Consider the following 25,358-nt stretch of genomic DNA (forward strand, 5'->3'; position numbering starts at 1 on the left):
TCAAGCTATATTATACAAAAATAATCAGGAATTCACAAAATTTTTTCATAATTGGCGCCTATTCGTCAATTCTTGCAGTTTATCCTGCAATAATTGGCCACAACTCCCGCGGATGTATGCGTCACTTTTATTAAAAATCTTCAATACCCCTGTTTTTGCCGATCGTAATTGACTTCATTTTTGCTTAAATACGCTTCTTCGATATCTTGTCCGGAAAAACCAAGCATCACACCTAAAGAAATGAATGACTGAAACATTTCCCGATACGCTTCATTCGAAAGCTGCTTCCTGAAGTCCTGAATTTTAGCATATACCTCCAAAAACTGTGACGTCAGGCTGCTCTCACTCTGTTTTGGTTCCAAATCAAGAACCGTATCCTCCAGATTCAGGGATATCCCAAGCGACAGCAGAAAGTGGATGCCGTCTACATATTCCTCCAGAATTGTTTCACGGTCTGAAGGCCCTTTTACGCTCCAAAATTTAAAGGTTCTTGTTTCATTAGCAAGCTCTCCTGTTTCCACCAGCAGTGCCAGCACTTTTTTCTCCATCACATCTTCTTTTTTGATTCCATGCTGCTCTTCTATATGGGCATCCAATGCAGCCTGCATGCTAAACAGCTTATGTAAATTCATCGTTCTTATCCCTGCCTTTTGATATTTCATTGTATTCACAGCCACAGTTAACGGATTTATAGCAAAATGTTGAAACTTATTAAAAATCATATCGTACATATAGTAAAAGCATTGAATTCTTCAATTATACAGGAGGCAACTATGATCATGGCCATTCGGATGATGCTGCTTGCATTCATCATTTTTATCATTTACTCTTTCTTTCATTATATAGCAAGTCCGCGCCGTAAATTGCATCACGCCCATAAACAGAAAAAGTTCTATTTCCTTGATGACCAGTGTGATATCAGGAGGAATTTTTTCGTTACCTTTAACGGCTTCCTTTATGAAGGGGAAAAATATCTCCATCATGAGGGAAAATCCCACCAGGTGCGTTCCATCTCTATCTGGGAAATAAAAAAAGAATCACTCCCGGAGCCGACAGCAGAGGACATTTTAAAAATTGAAGGTATCATTAAAACACGTTACCCTGATGCCATCATCGATTGGAAAAATTCTCTATATCATCATAAAAATACTTGAAGTGAGGGGAGGCAAAAGCCTTGCAGATTTCTTTCTCCATGGCCGGTCTGCAGCGCCTCCGGCTTATTGTATGTTATTAGCTCGTTTTTCTGACAGCAGCATATCGATATGCGGTATGTAATCATCGATGTAAGGCTCAGAAATCGCCTTAAAACCAAAGGATCCATAAAAATCTTCCAAGTATGCCTGCGCTTGGATTTTTATCACCGTTTCCCTGAGCTCATGCTGAACAAATTCAATGCCTCTCTTTATTAATTCATGAGCCAGCCCATTTCCTCTAAATTCCTTTTTCACCAAAACCCGGCCCAAGGAGGCTTGTTTATATGAAACCCCTGGAGGTACAACCCTTAAATAGGCCTGCATGACTCCCTCCTCCTCCAGAAAGAGGTGATAGCAGGCTGTATCTTTTCCGTCAGCCTCAAGATAAGGGCAATTTTGCTCCACAACAAATACCCGTGTTCTTTCTTCTAAAATCCTATAAATTTCATGATTCGTCAACTCGCTAAATTTCTTCAGTACCCAGCTCATATGAATCCTCCGCTTCTGATTTGACTCATTTGTAATATCATCAAATGCCCGATTCTTCCATTGTAAGCCCGTAAAAGAAATCATACAAACAGAAAAGGGAGAATAGCTTCCTATTCTCCGCTTTTAAAAGCAAGTTATTTTTCATCAGGGACAGCACAGCTGCCATCTGCACAAAAAGCATCTGCTGGATTATTACCTGAAAGATCCTTAAGCTGCGGTAAGGGATTTTCCTCTTGCCATACCTGCTGAAGTGCTCCGGTAAAAGTTTCGGCTGGCTGTGCTCCTGAAATCGCGTATTTTTGATTGATTACAAAATAAGGAACTCCTGTAATCCCGTATTGCTGTGCTTTGCTTTCATCCTGGCGAACATCAGCGGCATACGCATTTTTGTCGCTTAATACCTCTTCCGCTTTCACCCTGTCCAAGCCGGAAGCCTCAGCTATATCTGCCAGAACCTCAGGATCACTGACAATCTTAGACTCTGTAAAATACGCGTAAAGAAGCTTTTCAGTCAGCACTGCTTCTTTTCCATGAAGCTTGGCAAACTTAGCCAGGCGATGTGCATCAAATGTATTCGTGGGTTTCATGTTCTCGAAATTAAACTCCAAGCCTTCACTTAGCGCCTGCTGACCAACTCCCGCGTTAGCCTGCTTAGCTTGTTCAATGCTCATGCCATACTTCTTAGCCAGCATTTCATGAATATTTTCACCCGTATTCAGTGCTGAATTAGGATCCAGCTCGAAGCTCTTAAACTCCACTTCTACTTCATCTTTATGAGGAAATTGAGAAAGCGCTGCTTCTAAACGGCGTTTTCCTATATAACAAAACGGACAAACAAAATCAGACCATACTTCAATTTTCATACTGGCACCTCTTTTATACAAGATAGTTTCTATAGTAGCATATTACTCAGAAAAACGTACACAAGATGCACACCCTCTTATCTCCAGCATGCACAAAGCCCCGAATAATCATGATCCGAGGCTTTGTGCATGTTATTCAGCAGTCTCTTTCCATTTATCTTCCATCAGCATTTTGCCTGGCCAAGTATAGGCCATGATGCCGTAGCTGATCCTGTAATGACCGCCACTTTGTTATCTAATCTGCCCAATTAAATGACCTCCCACTGATTTATGTTTTAAGCTATGTTAAAGGATAATGTGAATTTTATAATAAAAAGAGAACTCAGTAGTAATTGAGTTCTCTTTTAAATATACCGCATTTAAATAGCCTATTGGGAAATTAAGTATTTTTCTTTAAATATTGGACTCAATTCGCTCCAAACATCAAATTTATTTCCATTTAAATCATAGAAAACAAAGTTTCTTCCAGAGTGTCCTCTGTTTTCAATTTCTCCAACTCTAATTTGTTTTTCACTAAAATCTTTATGTATAGTTTCTAAAGCACTTAACCCGTTAACTTCAAAAGTTAATGAAAAACGTTCTTCGCCGTGTATATCATAAAAATTTGAGCTTTGATTTTCATTAGACTTTACAAGAAATATGCTTTGATTAGCAAAGTTAAGTATCGCTTTATCTTCATCTTTATAACTTAATTCAGCCCCCAATTTGTTCACATACCATTCTGAAGAAAGTTCTACATTTGAGACTGGAATATAAGTTGTACCAACTCTTAATAATTTTTCTCTCAATCATTTCTCCTCCTTATAAGTTTCTATTTGGAAAATTATGACAACCTAAGTTTATCATAGGTAACACACGTTGAGAACAGGGAACTTTCAACAATCATCTTGTTAACTGTTATGTCATCATTTCGATGCCTGATTTGGTCGAAGAATTGAAACCAACTCAAATAATGGCCGAGGTATTTTGTTGCCACACCATAAAATCGATTTATCCAGCCCTTCAAACGACTATGATAACTATTCACATTTTGAATATGATATACGCCTCGAACACGTTCCTTACCATCTGATTTTAATCTGTAATGCTCAAGCCCTTTTTCTTTGGCATAAGTCATAAATGCCCGCCAAGCATCTGCCTCTTTAAATACCGGTTCGCTTGCAGAATAAGAAGCTAAAGAGTTCACGAAAAACTCTTTTAGACGGTATTGGTCTGCTGTACTTAGCTTTCTGATTTCTTGGATAATGTCCTTCAATGTCATTCTTAACAGCTCGCCCTCGTACTTTTTTGATACATTATAGAACAATCGTTCGATTTTTTCAAATATCAACAGAGTTATTTAACATAGCTATGTTTTAAAAAACCCCGTATCCCGGGAGGTTTTGATGCAAATAAATAAACGGCTTCTCCTAAGAAGCCGCTGCTTTCGTAAAAAAGGCACTCGTCCATTCAGCTTTAGTTACTGGATCGTTAAATAAACCATAGCCAGAAGCTGCAAGATCATCAGGAGGGGAAAGCCGAATGCAAAGGAAGCATGCTTTGTTTTATGGCGAAAATTCCTCATTCCCGCAAATCCGCCGGTTCCTCCCCCCACCCAGGCAAGGAGCCATAGGGTTGCTTCGCTGATCCGGTACTCATGTTTTCTTGCCTTTCTTTTATCGATGCCCATTATGGTAAAAGAAATGATATTAATGATAACAAAATAAATCCATAGCACTTCCATGCCTGACATGTCCTTCACTCCAATTCTTCCACATATGAAAAAAGCCACTCTCCCGAAAGAGAATGGCTTCTTTAACAGATCAAATTTGATCTTATTTTTCGTATTGCTGTTTTGCAGCTGTTGCTAATTGAGCAAATGCTTGTTCATCAGAGATAGCAAGCTCAGCTAGCATTTTACGGTTAACTTCGATACCTGCAAGCTTCAAGCCATGCATTAAACGGCTATAAGAAAGACCGTTCATGCGTGCTGCTGCATTGATACGAGTGATCCAAAGTTTGCGGAAGTCGCGCTTTTTCTGGCGACGGTCGCGGAAAGCATACAATAATGATTTCATTACTTGCTGATTAGCAACTTTATATAATGTATGTTTGGAACCGTAGTAACCTTTGGCTAATTTAAGAACTTTTTTACGACGTTTGCGAGTAACAGTACCGCCTTTTACACGTGGCATGTTATTTCCCTCCTATTTCAATCGATAACTCGATCTTACTTAATATTGTCTAGCATATGACGAATACGTTTGAAGTCACCTTTGCTTACAAGGCTAGCTTTGCGCAGCTTACGCTTTTGCTTAGTAGATTTGTTAGCAAATAAATGGCTTGTATAAGCGTTTGAACGCTTAAGTTTGCCGGATCCAGTTTTTTTGAAACGTTTTGCAGATCCGCGGTGTGTTTTCATTTTAGGCATAAGGTATTCCTCCTCATTACATTACTTTTCGTTTTTCGGTGCTAAAACCAGGAACATGCTGCGGCCATCCATTTTTGGGTGTGATTCAATGGTCGCCACTTCTTTACATGCAGCTGAGAAACGGTCTAGTACACGCTGGCCGATTTCCTTATGCGTGATTGCACGCCCTTTGAAACGGATAGAAGCTTTCACTTTATCGCCTTTTTCAAGGAACTTGATTGCATTCCGAAGTTTTGTATTGAAGTCATGCTCATCAATAGTTGGGCTCAAGCGAACCTCTTTTAAGCTAATTACTTTTTGATTCTTGCGTGCTTCTTTGTCTTTCTTTTGCTGCTCGAAGCGGAATTTTCCGTAGTCCATTATACGGGCTACCGGAGGCTTTGCATTCGCAGCAACTAATACTAGATCAAGATTTGCACGAGCGGCAATGTCCAATGCCTCGAATTTCGTTTTGATTCCAAGCTGTTCTCCGTTTTGGTCAATAAGACGAAGTTCACGGGCCCGGATGCCCTCGTTTACCATCATGTCTTTACTAATAGTTAGCCACCTCCAAGGATATTTAGCGAATACAAGCGTTCGGGCTGAAGAAACCAACTCACTGCCAACGCTTTCGCTTGCCATTGCCATGATCTGTTTAGTTTGCATCTACTTTTAATCAATAAAAAAGTGTGGATGCATAGAAACACCCACACAGATAGACTAGATAGAATCATTCCAAATAATCAAATCATGAAACCTGTTAACAACACGATTTGCGTCAACCAGGTGAGAAGCGGGTGCTTCTTCTTTTCCTCAAACTCGTATTCAATTTACCTTAGAAAATATATCATAAACACAGATGTTTTGTCAAATACATTACTTTGTTTTTCACAACAAAAATTATCTTATCAAATATCTGGTGTTTTGGCAATAAGTTTTGTGAAAATATATAAAATATCCTTAACCAAGGAGCTTCGACATGCAGAATTCATCTGCAAACTTTCCTCCGAAATACAGCGAGTCCCGTTTAGTGCCTTCGATCTCAAACCCCATTTTTTTATATAATGCGATGGCAGCTTCATTATGAGTGATCACAGTAAGCTCAAGTCTATGCAGGTTCAGCCTTCTTGCGTGTTCTTCACACTCAGCGAATAAACGGGTGCCGGCGCCTTTTCCTCTTGCCTGCTCTGCCACGCCGATTACAATATATGCTTTATGGCGTGCCCTTTCATTCCTGTTTCCAAGGAGCATTAAATAGCCGATTAGTTCTCCATTATTTCCTTCCGCAATAAAAATATTTGTAACACCTTCGTTCCCTGCCCTCAAAAATCTTTCCTCGAGCATTTCGGGCCTTACCTTTCTTTCACCTGGATTAAAAAGCATAAAGCCTGATTCATCTGCATGCTCCATCAATTCTGCCAAAGCTTTCGCATCTTTTTGCACTGCTGTACGGATTTTCATAATTTTCTCCTCCCCTATAAAGCGCAAGCGCCTGTTCAGCCCTGACAAGCATAAGACGCATCCGAATAGAAGGCGCTCTTTGCCTTCAATTCGGATGTGGCTTATGACCTCGAGGGGCTAGGCGCTGAAGCTGGATTGCATATAAAGCGCAAGCGCCTGTTCAGCCCTGACAAGCATAAGACGCATCCGAATAGAAGGCGCTCTTTGCCTTCAATTCGGATGTGGCTTATGACCTCGAGGGGCTAGGTGCTGGAGCTGGATTTACATATAAAGCGCAAGCGCCTGTTCAGCCCTGACAAGCATAAGACGCATCAGAATAGAAGGTGCTCTTTACCTTCAATTCTGATGTGGCTTATGACCTCGAGGGGCTAGGCGCTGAAGCTGGATTGCATATAAAGCGCAAGCGCCTGTTCAGCCTCGACATGCATAAGGCGCGTAAGAATAGAAGGCGCTCTTTGCCTTCAATTCTTACGTGACTTATGACCCCGAGAGGCTAGGCGCTGAAGCTGGATTGCATATAAAGCGCAAGCGCCTGTTCAGCCTCGACATGCATAAGGCGCGTAAGAATAGAAGGCGCTCTTTGCCTTCAATTCTTACGTGACTTATGACCCCGAGAGGCTAGGCGCTGGAGCTGGATTACATAAAAGTGAAAGCGCCTTGTTGCACGGATTAAAAAAAGGCCATGCCCCTTTCAGTGCAAATATTAACTGCACAGCTTATGGAGTCATGGCCCTTTGATGGAATATCGATTCATTCTGCCGCGTACGGCGGCATGCCCAATACTTCTTAGGCTTATAGTTTCGCTTCTTGCTTTATGGCTTTTACAAACTCATCAAAAGCTACTGTTTCAGACTTTTGTTCTCCGTATTTACGGACATTGACGCTGCCTTCATTGCTTTCATTATCCCCTACTACAAGCATATAAGGGATTTTCTGCATTTGGGCTTCACGGATTTTATAGCCGATTTTTTCATCCCGCTGATCCAGGGATACACGAAGTCCTTGGGCCTGCAGCTTTTCCTGTACTTCCTTGGCATAGCTGAGGTGAATTTCAGGTGATACAGGAATAACCTGAACCTGGACAGGTGCCAGCCATGTCGGGAATGCACCTTTATATTCTTCAATCAGGAATGCGACAAAACGCTCCATTGTCGATACGACTCCACGGTGGATAACGACCGGACGATGCGGCTTGCCGTCTTCACCCACATAGCTTAGATCGAAGCGTTCCGGCAATAAGAAATCAAGCTGGACAGTTGACAATGTTTCGTCCTTGCCAAGCGCCGTACGGACCTGGACATCAAGCTTAGGGCCATAGAATGCCGCTTCGCCTTCTGCTTCGAAATACTCAAGCCCAAGCTCATCCATGGCTTCCTTCAGCATGCTTTGCGCTTTTTCCCACATAGCATCATCATTGAAATATTTTTCAGTATCCTCTGGGTCACGGTAAGATAACCGGAAAGAGTAATCATTAATATCGAAGTCCTTGTATACCTCTAATACCAGATTGACTACACGTTTGAATTCTTCTTTAATCTGGTCCGGGCGTACGAATAGATGAGCATCATTCAATGTCATTCCGCGGACACGCTGCAATCCTGAAAGCGCACCTGACATTTCATAACGGTGCATAAGCCCAAGCTCGGCGATACGGATTGGAAGCTCGCGGTAGCTATGGATGTCATTTTTATAAATCATCATATGATGCGGGCAGTTCATCGGACGAAGAACAAGCTGCTCATTCTCCATTTCCATGACAGGAAACATGCCGTCCTGATAATGATCCCAGTGTCCTGAAGTTTTATATAAATCTACGCTTCCCATAACAGGAGTATATACATGGTCATAGCCTAAACGCTCTTCTTTATCCACAATATACCGCTCGATGACACGGCGGATAGTCGCGCCCTTTGGCAGCCACATCGGAAGCCCCTGGCCAACCTTCTGGGAGCTTGTAAACAGGCTCAGTTCTTTTCCAAGCTTGCGGTGGTCGCGCTCTTTTGCTTCTTCTAGCATCTGTATATGCTTATCAAGATCTTCTTTCTTGAAGAAAGCTGTTCCATATATACGCTGAAGCATTTTATTGTCGCTGTTTCCTCTCCAATAAGCACCAGCAATGCTCAAAAGCTTGAATTCCTTGATTTTGCCTGTTGAAGGAACATGGATTCCGCGGCATAGGTCAAAAAATTCTCCCTGCTCATAAAGCGTTACCTGCTGCTCTTCAGGAATGGCTTCGATAAGCTCCAGCTTATATTCGTCCCCAATTTCCTTGAATTTGCTGATTGCTTCATCGCGGCTTACCTCTTTGCGGACGATTTCAAGATTTTCATTCACGATTTTTTTCATTTCTTTTTCAATCTTCGGCAAATCTTCTGGAGTTAACGACTCTTCAAGATCCATATCATAGTAGAATCCGCCTTCAATAACCGGGCCAACGCCAAATTTAGCATTTTTAAACAAACGTTTAACAGCCTGCGCCATTAAATGCGCTGTACTGTGGCGAAGAACCTCAAGAGCTTCCGCGCTATCTTGTGTAACGATTTCTATTGAACCATCTTCAGTAATCGGACGCTTTAAATCATACAGCGCGCTGTTGAATTTTCCGGCTATTGATTTTTTCTTTAGTCCCGGGCTGATTGAAAACGCAATGTCTTCAGTTGTAGTTCCGGCCGGAAACTCTTTTACAGCACCGTCTGGAAATGAAATCTTGATTGATTCTGACATTCAAATCTCTCCTTTTTACTTCTATTTTTTATTCCCGGGCACTGGCCCGAAAGCCAGACAGGGGTTTAAAAAAACACAAAAAAAGCCCGCCCCTGTATAAAATACAGGGACGAGCTTTATCATCTAAGATTAACCCGCGGTTCCACCCTTGTTTCATTCCCAATCTAAGGAAATGACACTCGTGACTTTTAACGGCAGCTTCCCGTCAGCCAATACTTGCATAAGCGTTCCTGGCTGAAGTTTAGAGGCGGTAAGCGTACTAATCGTGCTGGGAAGCTTTCAGCCGTGTCCTCCCTCTCTGACAGCCCGTACTTAGAATGCCCTTGTCCTCATCATAACTTTTTCGAATGTTTTTTTCATAGTATGTAGGAAATTATAAAGTGTTATGTAAAGAAAAGCAAGACCATTTTCACAGACTTTTTTAAAAGTTATTCCGCTTTCAGCCTGCTATGCAAAGCCATTTTGCTCACTGAACGTATGGAGGGGCTTGATGACCGTTCTTTCCTCAAAAATCCTGCTGATGGTCCGGATCAATCCGTCCTCGCTTTCATTCGTATACAAATGCAAAGAAGAAGGTGCAATAGAAATCAAGGGAGCCAAAACAGAAGAATCAATGTAAAAAGGATTTTTTTCGCTCATAAGCTTCCGGTCAATCAGCCGGTATACTTCCTGTTTATCCATCTTCATACACTTATCATTATAAAAGTGAAAGCCATTGTCATGGAGCAAATGTATGATGCCTGCTTTCGGCTGCCGTTCGTTCAGCATATCACGAAGCGAAGCAATGAAGTTCTGATAATCCTGTTCCAGCTTATATTCATCAATGGCGAGACCCGCGTAGTGCAGCAGGGTGCCGTAAAAAGATTTGAGCCGGAAGGTGGCAAATGAATCAAAAGAGAATGTGTCCTTTTCCAGCAGGATGTTCCTCAATCCTTCTTCAAGGATGGCCCTTTCCCCACCAAACAGGCTCTTTTTATTTTTATTTTTTTCTCCTTCTATGATGGAATGCGCAATATCAGTAATCGCCTCCACTTCTTCTCTTTCCTGAAAAAAAAACTTCTTGGTCACGATATCCTCAAGAACATTTGACAGTTTTTCCTTCAGCAAATAGGAATAAAAGACATCACTTAACATCGACAGCATCTTTTCGGCATTATTTTCTTTTATCCTGACGATCAATTTGAGGTCAGAGCTGAAATGAATATGTGAATGGAGTTCTGCCCCGTACGGATGGCCAGAAACCAATTTCTTTAAAATGATTGCTTCTGATTCGCTTTGAAAATGGATATGCACCAAATCTATTCCCCCCTAAGCCTGCCTTTCTGCTTATGTATATGGGATAAGCCTTCTATTTAGAAGCAGGAGGGGAACAGAATATGGAAAAATGAGATTTTGTGCAAAAGTTCTTTAAAGAAAGCTCTTTTCATAAAGATGGTTGTTTTTTTAATTTGTTATGAGAGGCAATCCCATTGTTAAGTCAGGTTGATTGTAGCGTAAGGTGCGAGACTCCTGCTTAGATTAGCGGAACAGGTGAGACCCCGCAGGCGCAGCCGAGGAAAGCCAGCATCCTGGAGCGGAAATCAACCACCTTGTTTCATAGCAACAAAGTTCAGGAAAACAGCCTTAAAGAAATAAAAACAGGCAGCTATCCGCAGCCGCCTGTTTTATGTATATGTTTAAAGTCTTCTATTTTTCCCGTTTAAATGGATGGGCTCTGCCAAATAGCGGATCCTCTCCATGACCCGCGCTGCTTTTACTTCTTCTTTTTCCCCTCGCTGTGAAAAGGTTAAATGATTTTTCAAGCCCTCCATGTCGAAATTGGACGTGAAAAAGGTAGGTAGATTTTCAAGCATTCTAAACTGCAGAATGGGCCCGATGACTTCATCTCTTCCCCAGCTTGTCATCGTTTCCGCACCAAAATCATCAAGCATAAGAATAGGAGCATGCTTGGTCATTTCTATTTTTTCATTAATCGTATTGTCCCCAATGGACCCTTTTAGTTCTCTGAGAAAGTCAGGTACATATACAATCAGGGAAGAAATTTGTTTTTTTGCCAGCTCATTCGCAATCGCCCCAAGCAGATATGTCTTCCCGACACCAAATTTCCCATACAAGAATAAGCCCTTCTGTTTTTTCCCAGGCTCATAATCCATCACAAAGGCCATTGCCTTTTCTCCGGCATCCATTCTGCCTGCAGACGAATCACTCAAATAAAAATCTTCTATGCCGGCAGACAGTATATCCCTCGGAACATACAGGCTCTGAATCAGCTTTTCCCGTTTGGCTTTTTCATCATGAACTATTTTCCGGGGACATGGCTCATAATGAAGATCAATTCCATTGCCTTGAAGGACCAGATGCGGCTGATAGCCTTCCATTACATTTATGCAGCCTTCAAGGCTTGGGCATTTTTCGCAGCCGTTTTTACTTTGTGTACTATATTCATAAAGCTTCATCAGGTTTTTATCCACTGTTTCCTTCGAAATGGCAGAACTGTTTTCATTTAAAAAATAACGGACATTTTCATCATTCAGGATTTCATTTTTAGTCCGTTCATACCTTTTCTGAAAATCCCCGGTATTCGCAAGCTTATTCAGCGATTTATCAATCCGTTCCATGGGCTGCTTCACCTCCAGTTTTTAACTTTCTTAATTTTTCCTCAAACTGCCTCTTCCGTTCTTCAAGACTCTCATTTTCGGTGACCTGCGCAACCGCTGCTGGAGAGCTTTCATCGTCTTCCACTTCATTCAGCCACTCTGGAACGGATTCCGTTCTTATGGCTTTTTTCGACCGGGTGTTTCCTGTTTTCTTATTATCTGCCCATTCCTGATATTGCCTGTGCTCGTTTTTGGCAAGCTCCATAGCCTCTGCAACCGTAACGACACGCTTTCTTGCCCAATGGCTCGCGATTTTTTCCACATAAGCTTTCGTCAGCTTCATATCTGTTTTAATCATCACATATTCAACAAGCACATTCGTTACTCCTGGTGTCAGGTTTTGCTTGAGCATAATATCCTCGAGAATCTGCAAATCAGATTTGGACGGCTCAGCACCGCCTGAAAGCTGGATCAGACGGCTGCGCGGCGATACGGTTTCCAAATGGCGGATATAGAGCTGTTCCTTCGTTTTAGGCTCTTCGGACTGTGAAATATATTTTAGGGGCTGAACCCTTTCAATCAGGCTTGGCATGTCAGCATGATATTCCATCTGGTACCAGTCGCGGGCTGATTTCCTCAGTTCTTCCAGATCAATTTCATTTTCTATATCAAGAGAGCCGAGAACAAGCTTTTGCATCTGTATGGGATCAATTCCATATAAAAAGGAGAGCTTTGCAATCGTGTCCCTGACCTTCAAATTAAAGGCCCTGCGCGGCACGAGGGAGGTTTTGATGCCAGCAAACAGCAAATCAAAATCAAATGTATGCTCGAATCCCTGCAGCTCTTCGCCTTCTTCCCGATTCATTAATCTCTTGGACTGGTCTACGCTTAAATCCTTCAAAGACTCATCTGTAACATACAAAGAATCAAGGTGATCCGAAGCGAAGATTTCCGCAAAAGATTTGGTTACCTGTTCATATTCCCCAACAGGCACACGATCATCACAGAAGAATTTCTTCAGGCGCATAAATTGGGCTTTTCCTACTTTTTTATACAAATAAATGTTCAGCATGCCGTCCGTGAAAAACTGTTCCGGACTTAGCGGCGGATTCACTTCATAAATAAACTGCTTGTTTTCATCAGCCTTCTTTTTATAAACCGCCAAAAGGCCGATTCCTTCAAGCTTGGTTCTCGCATCATATATCTCTCTCAAATTCATGCTCATTGTGTTCATCAAATTATAATGCAGGGAAGACTCTGACCAAAGGCGATTTTCTTCAAGCTCACTCCATAAAGTCATATAAAGGCTGATGCATACCGGCCCGATCAGCGGCTGATACAAAAGTGTCAATACTTTGCGGTCATAATCATGAAGCAGCCCTGCTGATGATACCGAATATCGGTCTACGGGAAGCAATTCCTGCCAGTGGTTGGACATCCATATTCAAACCTTTCCAAAGTGAATCATAGCGGGTGCAGGGAGCCGCAGCTGCCCGGCCGCCTGCATTCACAGTCAACAGTAGTTTGCGCAATCTTTTATGATTTCACGGCTTTTCAGTGAAAAAAAGAGCCAAAGTGGTTGCCTCAGCTCTTTTTCTCTTTATTAATTAAATCCTTCAATTCATCTATAAATACATTAATATCTTTAAACTGCCTGTACACGGATGCAAATCTGACATAAGCAATTTCATCTACCCCTGCCAGCTTGTCCATGACCATTTCGCCAATGCTGTCGCTCTTGACTTCCGATATCCCCTGGCTTCTCAGTTCCTTTTCAACGAAATTTGTAATTTCCTCTAATTCCTTCAAAGGCACAGGACGCTTTTCGCATGCCCTTATCAGGCCGCGGAGAATCTTATCCCTGCTGAATTCCTCTCGGGTTCCCCCTTTTTTCACAACGATTAAAGGTATTTCCTCAACCTTTTCGAATGTTGTGAAGCGGTACCCGCACACCTCGCATTCCCTTCGGCGGCGGATGGAGCGGCTTTCGTCTACAGGCCGGGAGTCCAATACTCGTGTGCCGTTATATTGGCAGGACGGGCATTTCATCATTTATCAGCTCCGTTTATGCAGTTCTCCCTATCCATGGAGAACGAACCATTTTCATACCATTATACTATAAAAAAGAACCTGTCAGTACAAGAAGAAATAAAGAACTGTTTAGAAGCTTCCAGAGCTTTTGGATGCCAGCAATTATGCTTTTTTTCCGGCTGCAGCCGGAAGCTTCTTGTCAAGCTGTTCGTAGGAACCAGCAGCCACCCTGCACAGAAGCGGATACACCCCGGTCAGGGAACGCTTTTCCGTGGAGACTGTAAAATCGACTGCAGTTTCAAACGGTTTTATGGTTACAACGGTTGCAATGATGGATATGCGCGGGGCCTTCCGGGTCACGGCAAAAACTTCACCGTGCTCCTTTGAAACAGATTTAATTTCAAATTGCTGTTTATTTGCAAAAATCTCTTCTGCTGCACGAAGCGCTGTTTCTGCATTCGCTTTATAATAATGCGTCCTTAGCAATTCATCTCTATGATGATCGCTCGTTTCACATTGCTGATGGTACCGTTTAAAAATAGACTGAAACAAAGCCATTACACATCATCCTTGAAATTGTTTTGATGTAACCATTATACATGTCGAACTGTGTAAAAAAAAGCATAAGCATCATATTCCGAGGAACAAAGAGCCGTAATGGCGAGGCAAGTGTGCCTGGAATTTCCTATTTCCCCGCAAATAAAAAGAGACGCCGCGCGGGCATCTCCTGAATCGTCATTAAATTATAGTGCATTAACTTTTGTATTTTTCACTTGTACAGGGCCCATTCCACGCGGAAGTTCGATATTTTCGCGTGTTTGTGCATTCAATGCCTCTGCAATGTAGTCTGCAGCAATGTGCGGATTCAAATCTCCGCATGTATACACATCTATGCTTGCATATCCGTGTTCAGGAAAGCTGTGGATAGTCAGATGCGACTCAGAAATAATTACTACTCCGCTAACTCCCTGTGGTGCAAATTTATGGAAGGCCACTTCACGGACCTCTGCTCCAGATTTTAATGCTGCATCAACAAAAACCTGCTCAATATAATTCATATCGTTTAATTTTTCGAAGTCACAGCCCCAAAGTTCTGATATTACATGTCTGCCCATTGTTTCCATGTTTATGTTTCCCCCTTAACATGATAAAAATATTTTTGTAAGTTTCACGCAAATAACTACCACGGGGGAAAGTTAGTCCAAAGAGGTCCTAACCCTTTAAGTAGCCATTATGAAGGTCTAACCCAAGAAGTTCACGAATCATAGTATACTTTGTTTATTATTACTTTGCAACATATCTTTTTCATATCCCGCTATCGGAAAATCCTGAGATTTTAAACGAAACGGGGAGTAGCCCGCACTATGCATATCATTTCCAAAATAAAAAACCATATTAAAAATGTTTTTTTGGATTCTTTATTGCTGCCCGTCTTTTACAAAGGCTGTTTTCGTAAACGTTGCTGCTATGAAACAAGGTGGTTGATTTCCGCTTCAGGATGGTCGCTCTAGCCAACCTGGTTTAACGATGGTTTCGCCTCGCAGAACTCATTAATAAACAACAACCTTTAAGAAATGAGCCAAAAAAAGAAGCTTCCCTCTTCAGGGGAGCTCCTTCCGTTTATCCTACCTTCATTTCTTTCATACTAAGCATTTCGTCCGCCACCAGGTTCACAAGGTCCACAACACGGCAGGAGTAGCCCCATTCATTATCATACCAGGCTAAAACCTTCACCTTCCTTGTTCCCATTACCATTGTGGACAGTCCATCAATGATGGCTGAATGAGGATTCGTGTTAAAATCTATTGATACAAGCGGCTCATCCGTGAAATCAAGGATTCCTTTTAACGGCCCTTTTGATGCAGCAATAAAGGCTTCATTAATCTCATCAAGAGTAACATCCCTTTTTACATCGACCACAAGATCCACAAGCGAGACATTTGGGGTCGGGACTCTTAAGGCCATTCCATGAAGCTTGCCCTTTAACTGCGGAAGCACTAGCGAAAGTGCCTTTGCTGCACCCGTAGTAGTTGGAATGATGCTTTGCCCGCAAGCCCTGGCACGCCTTAAGTCTTTATGGGGATTATCTATGTTCCTCTGATCATTTGTATAAGAATGAATCGTCGTCATTAAGCCATTTTCAATTCCGAAGCTATCCTCAAGCACCTTTGCGACAGGTGCCAGGCAATTCGTGGTACAGGAGGCATTGCTGATGATGTAGTGCACATCAGCCTGAAGCGCTTCTTCATTGACACCCATCACGATTGTAACATCTTCTTCTTTACCAGGAGCTGTTAATACAACTTTCTTAGCCCCAGCTTCAAGATGCTGTGCAGCTTTATCCCTGCTATTGAACTTTCCTGTTGCTTCAATAACAATATCTATATTCATTTCGCCCCACGGAAGCAGTCTCGGGTCGCGGTTATTAATGAGCAGCACACGGTGCCCATTCACAATAATAGAGTTTTCTTCCGCCCTTACATCCCCGTCGAACCTGCCATGGTTTGTATCATATTTAATTAAATGCACTAAGGTTTCAGCAGGATAGCTGGCATTGATTGCCGCAATGTCCAGGTTATCATTTAGAATTGCTTTACGGAAAACCATTCTTCCGATTCTTCCAAATCCATTAATCGCTACTCTTGCTTTCATGTTTCGGAACCTCCCGAATTAGTGTTATACTCATTATGTTATTTCCACAATTAGTATAGCATAATTCGTAATGAAAGCGGTAAACATTTCTCAAAAAATCATCATATTAATTAATAATGATGCCTCTGATTCACTTCCCTGATTATTTCCGCCCCAGACGCTTCCTTTCCAGGTACCGTTCGCCGAGCCTTTTCACACAGCAGACACCTTTAAATATGAAGAGATAAAAACAAAATCAATAAAGCATCATATTTAAACAAGCCATTTTTAATCTTGGCAGGTTAAAGAAAAAGGGCGATTTAGCAACCGACCATACAATGGAATTCAAATGGATATTTATGTTAAAGTCAGTGTGGGATAGCAAAGATTAATAAAATTGGACAGAGTTAGGATTAAGAAGGAAGGTATTATGAAGGATAAAAAACGAATTAAAAAGACTGCCGGTAAAGTAATACACGGTTTAACACCTGAAGAACGATTTAAAGAAATACACGGAATGTCTATTGAGGAATGGAATGCAAAACTAGAAGAAAAATTTATAGCCAAGACAGGAATGACTTTCGATGAATGGTATGTTAATCAGGTAAAATCATCACCACCTATTGAATTTCTTAAAAAACGCAATGATACTGTTACGGAGGATGATGTTAAGCTTGTTGAGGATTTGCAGATGTTAGGACTAAAAGATGACGTGATAAATGTTTTACTGGATTACGCTGCACTTGTTAGTAGAATTGGACTGGTTCACCCGCTAGTTAGAGAAATGGGGGAACATTGGCACGAAAAAAAAATATTAACTGTTGAAAAGGCTATTGTCTTTGTTAGGGAAGAACAGAAGAAATACAAAAAACCAGAGATAGAATAAGGTTTCTACTGGCGCCATCTTTAACAATGATAGCCTCACAACATTCATTTAATAAAAGGCTCTTTTTCTTAAAGATTGTTGTTTTTTAATGAGTTCTGTGAGGAGATCATATTGTTAAATCTGGTTGATTGGAGTGTAGGGTGCGAGACTCCTGCGGGATTAGCGGGAAGATGAGACCCCGCAGGCGAAGCTGAGGAGGCTCACCACCCGCCCCGCGGAAAGCGAGCATCCTGGAGCGGAAATCAGCCACTTGTTCAATAGCCGCAAAAACAATAATCTTTAGAACTCAAAAAAAGAAAAGCCCGCGGCTTTTCTAAAGTACATTCCATTCTTTAAGTATCTGTTTCACGTTTTCGAGTGTTTCTTGGAGATCTCCGTTATTATCCACAACTGCGTCTGCCAGATTTTTTTTCTCGGCGAGCGGCATTTGTGAAGAAATCCTCGCTATGGCGTCTTGTTCGGATAAAGCATTCCGCTTTATCAGGCGTTCTTTTTGAACGTCTTCGTCTACATAAACAAGCAGTGTTTTATCTGTCATGTAGGTGAGCTTGCTTTCAAACAGCAAAGGGATATCCATGAAAACAGCCTTTTTCCCTTCATGGAATGCCTCTTCTTTTTGTTCAGTCATCCTCTTTCTGACAGCAGGGTGGACGATGCTGTTCAGCAGGAGCCTTTTTTCCTCATTATGAAAAATTATGGCCCCTAGCTTAGCCCGGTCAATGGTCAAATCCTCAAGCAAGAGGTCCTCACCAAATGCCTGAACAATTTTTTCATAGGCTTCCCTTCCAGGCTCAACAACCTCCCGGGAAGCAATATCTGCATCAATGACAGGGAATCCTAATTCTTCTTTTATATACTGGCTTACACTGCTTTTTCCGCTTGCAATGCCTCCGGTGATTCCAATTACCTGCCCCATAAAAAAAGACTCCTTTTTGCCTCAATAAAATTTTAATATGCCAATAATAATCAGCAGCACACCCGGCAAAAATGTCAATTTCTGAACAAGCCTGTTAGCGGACAAAACCTTTCCGCTCTGGAGGCCCATCCAAATAAATAAAGAACTCATGGCAGCAATGGCAATAGCGAGTATGAAAGGGGGAATCCCAATCATCGCAGCCCCGATTCCTGCACCAAATGCATCGAGTGAAAGGGCAAATCCCAATACCAGTGCTTCCACCCCGTTAATGGTTCCTGATTTATCAAAATCTGCCGTTTGAGGTTTTTGCAGAATATTAATAGCAACACCAAGTGATTTGATTTCAAAATTAAATATAATTTTTTCTGTCAGCATTTCTTCGTGATTTTGTTTTACTGGCCTAAAAAACTGAAAAAGAATCCACAAGCCAAGGATAATTAAGATAACGCCGCCTGTTTTGGCAGCGGCCTCGGGAGAAACCAGCGTGCTGATAAAGTCTCCGATCATCATAGCGATTCCAAGGCTCAAAGCTGAGCAGCATGCAATGACCGCTATGGATCTAAAAGGAATCTTCATTTTTCTGATTCCAAATGTCATACCGACCCCAAATCCGTCGATACTTACCGCAAAAGCAAGAAATAGTATTTGTAGCCACATCGGAAAAAGTGCCCCTTCCTATCAGATTGCTACGATAGTATATGGAAATGGCAAATCCGATGTGTTTTTAAATATTCAGGGGTTCAGTCATGAAGTTTTTGGCAGGAAGGGCAGATATGTGTTCCCCTGCCGCCTACCGTAAGCTTTACAACCTCTGTTCCGCAGCGTTTGCATGCTTCCCCTTTTTTGCCGTAAACATACAGCTCCAGCTGAAACATCCCCATTTCCCCCTGAGAGTTCAAATAGGTTCGAATGGTACTCCCGCCTTTTTCTACAGCCTGTGATAGCGTATCGACAATTTCCTGGCGGAGCACTTTTATTTCAGCTTCATTCAATGAAGATGCGATCCGCTCAGGATGGATTCCTGCCCGGAATAATGCTTCATCCACATAAATATTGCCAATGCCGACTACAACTGATTGATCCAGAAGCACCGGCTTGATTTTCCTGCTGGTTTTAAGCAGGCGGCTGCTCAGATACTCTGCTGTAAATTCTTTTGAAAAAGGCTCAGGTCCAAGGTGCATAAGCGGCTGCTGTGATTCTTCCTCGCCTTTGCTGAATAAGTGCATGGTCCCAAATTTGCGGACATCGCGATAGCGAAGCTCGGTTCCGTCGCGAAATGAGAAAATGACATGTGTATGCTTGTCATAAGGAGTATCCTTTTCCTGCAGAGCATACTTTCCCTCCATCCGGAGATGTGAAACCATTGCATAATCATCCAGATAAAAAATCAAAAATTTGCCGCGCCGCCCAATTCCATGAATGGTTTGCCCAATTAGTGCATCACGGAATTGTTCAGGCTGGGCAGGAGACTTAATGATGTTCGGCCAAAAAATTGACACGTCTTTAATTTCTTTGCCAATGACCAGGCTTTCCAAGGTCCGCCTCACTGTTTCTACTTCCGGCAGTTCTGGCATCTTTCCGCCTCCTTTTCAGTAAACCCCAATGGAGGTTTTGCTTTATTTAGCATCAAACCACGTCCGCCCGTACGCGTAATCTACTTTCAGCGGCACATCCAGCTCGATTGCCCGCTCCATCTCTTCAGGAACAATTTTAAGCAGTATGTCCAATTCTTCCCGGGGAGCTTCGAATATCAATTCATCGTGCACCTGGAGCAGCATTCTTGTTTGTAGCTTCTCCTGTTTAAGGCGGCCGCTCATGTTGATCATGGCAAGCTTAATAATATCGGCTGCACTGCCCTGTATCGGTGTATTCATGGCCGTCCGCTCAGCAAAGCTTCTTAAGTTAAAGTTCCGGCTTGTTATTTCTGGGATATAGCGCCGGCGCTGAAGCAGGGTGGTGACGTATCCAGCCTGCTTGGCATCTGCCACGCTTTCCTTCATATATTCTTCCACGCCCGGAAAGCTTCTCAGATATTGCTCGATGAACTGAGCGGCTTCTTTTCTCGTGATGTTCAGGCTTTGCGATAACCCATAATCGCTGATTCCATATACGATGCCAAAGTTGACTGCCTTTGCCTGCCTTCTCATATTGGAAGTCACTTCATCCTTCCCGACATGGAACACATCCATCGCAGTTTTTGTATGGATATCCATATCACTCCGGAAGGCCTCAATAAGACCGGGATCCTTCGCGATATGTGCCAGGACCCTCAGCTCAATCTGCGAATAATCCGCAGCGAAAATGATCCAGTCCTTTTCTGAAGGAATAAAGGCCTGTCTGATTTTCCTGCCTTCTTCAAGGCGGATTGGAATGTTCTGCAGATTCGGATCTGTCGAACTGAGCCGCCCTGTTTGTGTCAGTGCCTGATTAAAGCGTGTGTGCACTTTATCCGTTTTCTCATCCGCCACTTTAAGGAGCCCCTCAATATACGTAGACTGAAGTTTGCCGAGCTGGCGGTAATGAAGAATTTCCCGGACTACTTCATGCTTTGATTCCAGCTTTTCCAGCACATCAGCAGAAGTGGAATACCCTGTTTTCGTTTTTTTGATCGCAGGCAGGCCCAGTTTTTCGAATAAAATGACACCAAGCTGTTTCGGGGAATTAATATTAAACGCCACACCTGCGGCCAGGAAGATTTTTTCTTCAATGGCTTTTAAGCGGCCTGTCAATTCTTTGCCCGTCTCTCTCAGCCTGCCCACATCCACCTTGATTCCCTGAAACTCCATATCAGCTAAAATAAGGGACAATGGCAATTCGAGCTCCGTCAGCAATTCATATTGGCTGTTTTGCTGCAGCGCATGGATCATTTTATCTTTTAGCTCACTTATTGCCTTTGCTTTCCGGGCAATATGGACATGCAGTTCTTTTTCTCCAGGAATGGCCCTTTTTGCACCTTTTCCGTAAAATACTTCATCGGATTGCAGAGGGCTTCCATTTTGCACCTTCACTATGTCTGAGACACCATTTGCAGATTCAGATGGGTTCAGGATATAGGAAGCAAGAAATAAATCAAAATCAATACCTTTTAACTCAATGCCCTTCAGTTTGAGGGAAACAACAGAACGTTTGGCATCATACACGGATTTTTTCTTCGTATCATCTTCAGCCCATTTTTTAAACACATCAGAAGCAGCTGCAGTATCTGCAGAAAAACTGAAATGGCCGGCTTCATTTGACAGGGCCATACCGATAATTTCTCCGTGGAAATAGTTATCTTCAAGTATTTCGATATAAAGGGCACTCTCTTCAGTCAGCATATCTTCTGTTATTTCCGTTACAGTATCTGCATTGATTTCTTCCTGTTCCACTTCTTCACCCGGGACTGCAGCGTCCATCTTATCAAGAAGGGTCTGAAACCCAAGGTCTTTATAAAGGGCTACGACTTTGCCCGTATCCATTCCTTCATAAGCGGTATCCTCTAGTGTAATTTCTATCGGAGCTTCCCTTGTAATTGTAGCAAGTTCCTTGCTCAAGACGGCAAGATCTTTATGCTCCTCGATTTTTTCCTTCAGCTTGGCCCCGCTCACTTCATCAATGGACTGTATCAGGTTTTCCACCGTTTCAAACTGATGAAGCAGTTTAAGCGCTGTTTTTTCGCCTACACCCGGAATGCCCGGGATATTATCTGAAGAGTCTCCCATAAGCCCTTTCATATCAACAATCTGGCTTGGAGTCAGCCCATATTTTTCTTTAATATGCGAGGGAGTATATTCTTCAATTTCAGTGATTCCTTTTTTCGTGATATTTACTGTAGTCGTCTCTGAAGAAAGCTGTGTTAAATCCTTGTCCCCGGATATTACCTTCACCTCATAACCTTCTTGTTCGGCCTGAAGAGAAAGTGTCCCGATGATATCATCCGCCTCGTAGTTCTCCAGCTCATAGCGGGCTATCTTATAAGAATCAAGCAGCTCGCGGATCAGAGGGAACTGTTCGGACAGCTCCGGAGGCGTTTTCTGCCTGCCTCCCTTATACTCCTTATATGATGCATGCCTGAACGTGGTTTTTCCTGCATCAAACGCAACAAGCAAATGTGTCGGCTTTTCTTCTTGCAGTATCCGGTTGAGCATCATCGTAAAACCGTATATTGAATTTGTATGTATGCCTTTATCATTATTTAAAAGCGGCAATGCAAAAAAAGCACGGTATGCTATGCTGTTTCCATCGATTAACACCAGTTTTTTATCCAAATCCGCATCCTCCTAGTTAACAGCCATAACGCGTTTTTAAAAAAAGTCCCAAACAGTAAAAGCCGTTATATTCTTTCCTATATTCTAACACGAGAATAATAGGAAAGAAAAATAACGGCACAGCAGAAGCACTAGGCTTCCCCTTATTTTATTTTCAAAGATGTCCGGCTAGATACCATGACTCACTGTGTTAAAGATTGAATGTTTTATACGTAAACGGTTCGTTAATAGGATTGATAATTGATTGGAAAAAAGCAAGGACGGGGTCTTGTCCCTGCTTTTTCCGGCTCCTTGGATGAAGGGGTTTTCAATAGTAATTGTAGTACTTTTTTATTAAGAAAGATTAGCTGTATTGTAAAGTACTTGTAAATTCCCCTTCATCCGCCAAAGGCCTTTCATATCAATTGTTTTTTTAATGTCACAGTGAAAGCTGTGCCTTTACCCGGTTCGCTTTGCACACTGATTTTTCCTTTATGGACTTCCACGATATGCTTTACAATCGCAAGCCCCAGACCGGTGCCTCCGGAATTTCGGCTCCTTGCCCGGTCGACCCGGTAAAACCGTTCGAAAATTCTTGGAAGCTCATCCTTTTCGATTCCGATTCCATTATCCCTGACTGTCACATGAACCGAATCAGCTGATTCACCGAGATCGACGCTTACCTTTCCTCCGGCCGCTGTATAGTTTAAGCCATTTGTAATCAGATTGATGAAAATTTGCTTCACTCTATGGGAATCCCCTTCAATGGCCGCCGGTTTATCTGGCATGTTCAGTTCAAGGGAGATATTTTTCTCCGCAGCCTTGAAGTGAAGAATATCACATGTCTCTTTTAACATAACAGACAGATCAAAGGATCGAATATCCAGGACAAATTCCTGCTGCTCCATTTTCGATAAATCCAGCAGCTCCTGGATAAGAGCCTGCAGCCGGTCGCTTTCCTTAAGGATAATCATCAGGAAATTCTGCAGCGCTTCTTTATCCTCCAGGGCCCCGTCCAGCAATGTTTCTGAAAACCCCTTTATCGAGGTGATCGGTGTTTTCAGTTCATGAGAAACATTGGCAACAAAGTCCTTGCGCATCTGTTCAAGCTTCTTAAGCTCTGTAATGTCATGAAAAACAACCAAAATTCCTTTCCATTCATCGTTATTGCCAATGATGGGTGCCCCGTACACTTCAAAGTGCTTTCTTTCAAGCATCAATGGAATATGGAGCTGCCGCTTGATGCTCTTCTCCGTAATGAAAATTTCTTCAATGAGCGCAATGATTTCTTTATGCTGGACCACTTCATAGTAAACACGGAAAAGAAAAGACGATGATTCAACCTGGAACAATTCTTTATATTCCCTGTTTATCAGGGTGATGTACCCTTTATTGTCAATCAGAAGGACGCCGCTGCCGATGTTTTCAATCAATGTTTCCAGCCGGTCCTGGTGCATTTCCCTCGCTATCTCCATTTCCTGGAGATTTCGCGCAAGGATATTCAACGATGTGCTCAGCATTCCTGTTTCATCTGAATGCTCCTCATATGTACGCGCCCGGTAATTGCCCTTCGCCAGTTCAATCGCCGTACTTGTGGCCGCTTCTATTGGTTTAGTATACCGGGAAGCGATTTTGGCTCCAAGCATAATAATAATGATAAGGGAAGCACCGAGGCTTGCTGAGAGAATCTGCCACATCGATCGGTTGACCTTCTTAATAGCTTCGATTTCATTGCTTAAAACTGCATAGCCTTCTATCTTATTGTCTCTTTTAATGGCTTTCCAATAGTAATGCAGATCCTTTTCGCCTTCCACCGTTTCAAACCCTTCACCCCTATCACTGCCTTCCTTTTGGGCAATGCTTTTCAGGAGGGCCTCATGCCTTCCTGGATTTGTTTTCCGGTTTGCATTGCTGTCAAAAAGGATGCTTCCAGTTTCAGAAATGATCGTGAAATTAGAATCAAGCAATGATTTAAGGTCATTTGTTTTATGAAAGGCCAGAAACGATGTAATTCCGCCGTTTTGTTCAATATAATTGGAAATGAAAACTGTTTCCTTCTGAATGCGTTCATTAAAGGTATTCACATAATAGCTTTTAAACAGCTGGCCCAAGAGCAGGCCCGCTGCAATCAGGACAATCATGATTAAAGTAATTAATGCAAACAAAAGCCTTGTCCTGAATTTATTCATTCGTCTTTAGGCTCCTCCAGTTTATAGCCCAGTCCGCGAATGGTTTTAATATATAAAGGTTTCTTGGAATTACTTTCAATTTTCTCCCGCAGATGGCTGATATGCACATCAACAATCCGAGTGTCCCCTGCAAAATCATAATTCCAGACCGCGCTAAGCAGCTGATCCCGGGTGAGCACTCTTCCTTTATGCTTAGCCAGGTACATCAGCAATTCAAACTCCTTAGGAGTCAGCTCCAGCAGGTTTTCCTCAAAAAATGCTTCATAGCGTTCAGGATATATTTTCAAACCGCCGAGTTTAATGAGCTCATCATCACTGTTATCTTCTTCGGCTTTTTCAGGCTGAAACTGCGACCGCCTCAAAATGGCTTTTATCCTTGCTACGACTTCCCGCGGGCTGAAAGGCTTTGTCATATAATCATCAGCGCCAAGCTCAAGGCCAAGCACTTTATCAAATTCATCATCTTTTGCTGTAAGCATCAAAATTGGAGTCATGACTTTTTGCTGCCGCAGCTGCTTGCAAACTTCTATTCCATCAAGCTTCGGCAGCATCAAATCAAGTACAATCAGCTCCGGCTTCTCCTCAATGGCAAGCTTCAGGCCTTCTTCTCCGTCAATCGCTGTGACCACTGAATATCCTGCCTGCTCCAGATTGTATTGCAGCAGAGTCAATATTGATTTTTCATCATCTACTACGAGAATTTTCTTTATCATGTCATCCTCCTGAGTATGTATTACCCCTGCCCAAGTTTTGAGCCTATCAT

25 protein-coding genes, 1 pseudogene and 1 other annotated feature are annotated in these 25,358 nt (G+C 42.4%); of the genes and pseudogenes, 2 read left to right on the plus strand and 24 right to left on the minus strand.

The window, feature by feature from the left end:
* Nucleotides 1-140 precede the first annotated feature (140 nt).
* On the minus strand, nt 141-662 hold the full coding sequence (locus ACN6MY_RS20855) for a dUTP diphosphatase (protein ID WP_419881881.1): 522 nt from the start codon (nt 660-662) through the stop codon (nt 141-143).
* A 111-nt stretch (nt 663-773) separates the two neighbouring features.
* On the opposite strand from ACN6MY_RS20855, the gene ACN6MY_RS20860 reads away from it, so the two are divergent.
* On the plus strand, nt 774-1,154 hold the full coding sequence (locus ACN6MY_RS20860) for a sigma-w pathway protein ysdB (RefSeq protein ID WP_419881882.1): 381 nt from the start codon (nt 774-776) through the stop codon (nt 1,152-1,154).
* Between the two features lie 63 nt (nt 1,155-1,217).
* On the opposite strand, the gene ACN6MY_RS20865 is transcribed toward ACN6MY_RS20860, so the two are convergent.
* From ACN6MY_RS20865 to ACN6MY_RS20945, 17 genes and pseudogenes are all read right to left on the minus strand, one after another.
* Complete coding sequence (locus ACN6MY_RS20865; RefSeq protein ID WP_419881883.1) at nt 1,218-1,682, minus strand: GNAT family N-acetyltransferase; 465 nt, start codon at nt 1,680-1,682, stop codon at nt 1,218-1,220.
* A 134-nt stretch (nt 1,683-1,816) separates the two neighbouring features.
* Nucleotides 1,817-2,545, minus strand: coding sequence for a DsbA family oxidoreductase (locus ACN6MY_RS20870; protein ID WP_419881884.1), 729 nt, complete (start codon nt 2,543-2,545; stop codon nt 1,817-1,819).
* 368 nt (nt 2,546-2,913) lie between these two features.
* Nucleotides 2,914-3,333 (minus strand): VOC family protein, encoded by a 420-nt coding sequence (locus ACN6MY_RS20875; protein WP_419881885.1) that lies wholly within the window; start codon nt 3,331-3,333, stop codon nt 2,914-2,916.
* A gap of 35 nt (nt 3,334-3,368) precedes the next feature.
* Nucleotides 3,369-3,680 (minus strand): annotated as a pseudogene (locus tag ACN6MY_RS20880) (IS1595 family transposase); the annotation flags it as partial.
* Between the two features lie 324 nt (nt 3,681-4,004).
* Nucleotides 4,005-4,277, minus strand: a complete 273-nt coding sequence (locus ACN6MY_RS20885) for a DUF1294 domain-containing protein (protein WP_419884240.1) — start codon at nt 4,275-4,277, stop codon at nt 4,005-4,007.
* 82 nt (nt 4,278-4,359) lie between these two features.
* Nucleotides 4,360-4,719 (minus strand): 50S ribosomal protein L20, encoded by a 360-nt coding sequence (gene rplT / locus ACN6MY_RS20890; protein ID WP_071350790.1) that lies wholly within the window; start codon nt 4,717-4,719, stop codon nt 4,360-4,362.
* Between the two features lie 35 nt (nt 4,720-4,754).
* The gene (gene rpmI / locus ACN6MY_RS20895) at nt 4,755-4,955 is read right to left on the minus strand and encodes a 50S ribosomal protein L35 (RefSeq protein ID WP_034309070.1); all 201 of its coding nucleotides are present in this window, start codon (nt 4,953-4,955) and stop codon (nt 4,755-4,757) included.
* A 21-nt stretch (nt 4,956-4,976) separates the two neighbouring features.
* The gene (infC, locus tag ACN6MY_RS20900) at nt 4,977-5,480 is read right to left on the minus strand and encodes a translation initiation factor IF-3 (RefSeq protein ID WP_071350791.1); all 504 of its coding nucleotides are present in this window, start codon (nt 5,478-5,480) and stop codon (nt 4,977-4,979) included.
* A gap of 129 nt (nt 5,481-5,609) precedes the next feature.
* Nucleotides 5,610-5,749, minus strand: a sequence feature (ribosomal protein L20 leader region).
* A 145-nt stretch (nt 5,750-5,894) separates the two neighbouring features.
* On the minus strand, nt 5,895-6,395 hold the full coding sequence (locus ACN6MY_RS20905) for an N-acetyltransferase family protein (RefSeq protein WP_419881886.1): 501 nt from the start codon (nt 6,393-6,395) through the stop codon (nt 5,895-5,897).
* Between the two features lie 792 nt (nt 6,396-7,187).
* Nucleotides 7,188-9,119, minus strand: a complete 1,932-nt coding sequence (thrS, locus tag ACN6MY_RS20910) for a threonine--tRNA ligase (protein ID WP_419881887.1) — start codon at nt 9,117-9,119, stop codon at nt 7,188-7,190.
* A 447-nt stretch (nt 9,120-9,566) separates the two neighbouring features.
* On the minus strand, nt 9,567-10,412 hold the full coding sequence (ytxC, locus tag ACN6MY_RS20915; RefSeq protein ID WP_419884241.1) for a sporulation protein YtxC: 846 nt from the start codon (nt 10,410-10,412) through the stop codon (nt 9,567-9,569).
* A gap of 383 nt (nt 10,413-10,795) precedes the next feature.
* A complete protein-coding gene (dnaI, locus tag ACN6MY_RS20920) occupies nt 10,796-11,737 on the minus strand; it encodes a primosomal protein DnaI (protein ID WP_419881888.1) in 942 nt (313 codons plus the stop codon).
* Nucleotides 11,724-13,154 (minus strand): replication initiation and membrane attachment family protein, encoded by a 1,431-nt coding sequence (locus ACN6MY_RS20925; protein WP_419881889.1) that lies wholly within the window; start codon nt 13,152-13,154, stop codon nt 11,724-11,726. Before ACN6MY_RS20925 ends, dnaI begins: the two co-directional genes overlap by 14 nt.
* Before the next feature lie 146 nt (nt 13,155-13,300).
* Nucleotides 13,301-13,765 carry a transcriptional regulator NrdR gene (nrdR, locus tag ACN6MY_RS20930; RefSeq protein WP_071350801.1) on the minus strand — a complete coding sequence of 155 codons (465 nt, stop codon included), beginning with the start codon at nt 13,763-13,765 and terminating at the stop codon, nt 13,301-13,303.
* A gap of 144 nt (nt 13,766-13,909) precedes the next feature.
* Nucleotides 13,910-14,305 (minus strand): cytosolic protein, encoded by a 396-nt coding sequence (locus ACN6MY_RS20935; protein WP_419881890.1) that lies wholly within the window; start codon nt 14,303-14,305, stop codon nt 13,910-13,912.
* 185 nt (nt 14,306-14,490) lie between these two features.
* On the minus strand, nt 14,491-14,871 hold the full coding sequence (speD, locus tag ACN6MY_RS20940; RefSeq protein WP_071350798.1) for an adenosylmethionine decarboxylase: 381 nt from the start codon (nt 14,869-14,871) through the stop codon (nt 14,491-14,493).
* 496 nt (nt 14,872-15,367) lie between these two features.
* Nucleotides 15,368-16,399 (minus strand): glyceraldehyde-3-phosphate dehydrogenase, encoded by a 1,032-nt coding sequence (locus tag ACN6MY_RS20945; RefSeq protein WP_419881891.1) that lies wholly within the window; start codon nt 16,397-16,399, stop codon nt 15,368-15,370.
* 409 nt (nt 16,400-16,808) lie between these two features.
* Here ACN6MY_RS20945 and ACN6MY_RS20950 point away from each other — a divergent pair, with 409 nt between their 5' ends.
* The gene (locus ACN6MY_RS20950; RefSeq protein WP_419881892.1) at nt 16,809-17,264 is read left to right on the plus strand and encodes a hypothetical protein; all 456 of its coding nucleotides are present in this window, start codon (nt 16,809-16,811) and stop codon (nt 17,262-17,264) included.
* Nucleotides 17,265-17,577: 313 nt separating this feature from the next.
* Here ACN6MY_RS20950 and coaE read toward each other — a convergent pair whose 3' ends face one another.
* From coaE to ACN6MY_RS20980, 6 genes are all read right to left on the minus strand, one after another.
* Nucleotides 17,578-18,180, minus strand: a complete 603-nt coding sequence (gene coaE, locus ACN6MY_RS20955) for a dephospho-CoA kinase (RefSeq protein ID WP_419881893.1) — start codon at nt 18,178-18,180, stop codon at nt 17,578-17,580.
* Nucleotides 18,181-18,201: 21 nt separating this feature from the next.
* Nucleotides 18,202-18,837 (minus strand): sporulation membrane protein YtaF, encoded by a 636-nt coding sequence (gene ytaF / locus ACN6MY_RS20960; protein WP_419881894.1) that lies wholly within the window; start codon nt 18,835-18,837, stop codon nt 18,202-18,204.
* A gap of 83 nt (nt 18,838-18,920) precedes the next feature.
* Nucleotides 18,921-19,754 carry a DNA-formamidopyrimidine glycosylase gene (gene mutM, locus ACN6MY_RS20965; RefSeq protein WP_419881895.1) on the minus strand — a complete coding sequence of 278 codons (834 nt, stop codon included), beginning with the start codon at nt 19,752-19,754 and terminating at the stop codon, nt 18,921-18,923.
* Between the two features lie 42 nt (nt 19,755-19,796).
* A complete protein-coding gene (gene polA, locus ACN6MY_RS20970) occupies nt 19,797-22,427 on the minus strand; it encodes a DNA polymerase I (protein ID WP_419881896.1) in 2,631 nt (876 codons plus the stop codon).
* A 395-nt stretch (nt 22,428-22,822) separates the two neighbouring features.
* On the minus strand, nt 22,823-24,595 hold the full coding sequence (gene pnpS, locus ACN6MY_RS20975) for a two-component system histidine kinase PnpS (protein ID WP_419881897.1): 1,773 nt from the start codon (nt 24,593-24,595) through the stop codon (nt 22,823-22,825).
* Nucleotides 24,592-25,308: a response regulator gene (locus ACN6MY_RS20980; protein ID WP_419881898.1), complete on the minus strand. Its 717-nt coding sequence runs from the start codon at nt 25,306-25,308 to the stop codon at nt 24,592-24,594. Before ACN6MY_RS20980 ends, pnpS begins: the two co-directional genes overlap by 4 nt.
* Nucleotides 25,309-25,358: the final 50 nt, after the last annotated feature.

Source organism: Peribacillus sp. B-H-3 (genome assembly GCF_048572925.1).
Classification (GTDB): Bacteria; Bacillota; Bacilli; order Bacillales; family DSM-1321; genus Peribacillus.

Bases quoted from the DNA above. Each gene is read 5' to 3' on its own strand.
- ACN6MY_RS20855 (WP_419881881.1), bottom strand. From the start codon at position 662: ATGAAATATCAAAAGGCAGGGATAAGAACGATGAATTTACATAAGCTG.
- ACN6MY_RS20860 (WP_419881882.1), top strand. From the start codon at position 774: ATGATCATGGCCATTCGGATGATGCTGCTTGCATTCATCATTTTTATC.
- ACN6MY_RS20865 (WP_419881883.1), bottom strand. From the start codon at position 1,682: ATGAGCTGGGTACTGAAGAAATTTAGCGAGTTGACGAATCATGAAATT.
- ACN6MY_RS20870 (WP_419881884.1), bottom strand. From the start codon at position 2,545: ATGAAAATTGAAGTATGGTCTGATTTTGTTTGTCCGTTTTGTTATATA.
- ACN6MY_RS20885 (WP_419884240.1), bottom strand. From the start codon at position 4,277: ATGTCAGGCATGGAAGTGCTATGGATTTATTTTGTTATCATTAATATC.
- rplT (WP_071350790.1), bottom strand. From the start codon at position 4,719: ATGCCACGTGTAAAAGGCGGTACTGTTACTCGCAAACGTCGTAAAAAA.
- rpmI (WP_034309070.1), bottom strand. From the start codon at position 4,955: ATGCCTAAAATGAAAACACACCGCGGATCTGCAAAACGTTTCAAAAAA.
- infC (WP_071350791.1), bottom strand. From the start codon at position 5,480: ATGATGGTAAACGAGGGCATCCGGGCCCGTGAACTTCGTCTTATTGAC.
- ACN6MY_RS20905 (WP_419881886.1), bottom strand. From the start codon at position 6,395: ATGAAAATCCGTACAGCAGTGCAAAAAGATGCGAAAGCTTTGGCAGAA.
- thrS (WP_419881887.1), bottom strand. From the start codon at position 9,119: ATGTCAGAATCAATCAAGATTTCATTTCCAGACGGTGCTGTAAAAGAG.
- dnaI (WP_419881888.1), bottom strand. From the start codon at position 11,737: ATGGAACGGATTGATAAATCGCTGAATAAGCTTGCGAATACCGGGGAT.
- ACN6MY_RS20925 (WP_419881889.1), bottom strand. From the start codon at position 13,154: ATGTCCAACCACTGGCAGGAATTGCTTCCCGTAGACCGATATTCGGTA.
- nrdR (WP_071350801.1), bottom strand. From the start codon at position 13,765: ATGAAATGCCCGTCCTGCCAATATAACGGCACACGAGTATTGGACTCC.
- ACN6MY_RS20935 (WP_419881890.1), bottom strand. From the start codon at position 14,305: ATGGCTTTGTTTCAGTCTATTTTTAAACGGTACCATCAGCAATGTGAA.
- speD (WP_071350798.1), bottom strand. From the start codon at position 14,871: ATGGAAACAATGGGCAGACATGTAATATCAGAACTTTGGGGCTGTGAC.
- ACN6MY_RS20945 (WP_419881891.1), bottom strand. From the start codon at position 16,399: ATGAAAGCAAGAGTAGCGATTAATGGATTTGGAAGAATCGGAAGAATG.
- ACN6MY_RS20950 (WP_419881892.1), top strand. From the start codon at position 16,809: ATGAAGGATAAAAAACGAATTAAAAAGACTGCCGGTAAAGTAATACAC.
- coaE (WP_419881893.1), bottom strand. From the start codon at position 18,180: ATGGGGCAGGTAATTGGAATCACCGGAGGCATTGCAAGCGGAAAAAGC.
- ytaF (WP_419881894.1), bottom strand. From the start codon at position 18,837: ATGTGGCTACAAATACTATTTCTTGCTTTTGCGGTAAGTATCGACGGA.
- mutM (WP_419881895.1), bottom strand. From the start codon at position 19,754: ATGCCAGAACTGCCGGAAGTAGAAACAGTGAGGCGGACCTTGGAAAGC.
- pnpS (WP_419881897.1), bottom strand. From the start codon at position 24,595: ATGAATAAATTCAGGACAAGGCTTTTGTTTGCATTAATTACTTTAATC.
- ACN6MY_RS20980 (WP_419881898.1), bottom strand. From the start codon at position 25,308: ATGATAAAGAAAATTCTCGTAGTAGATGATGAAAAATCAATATTGACT.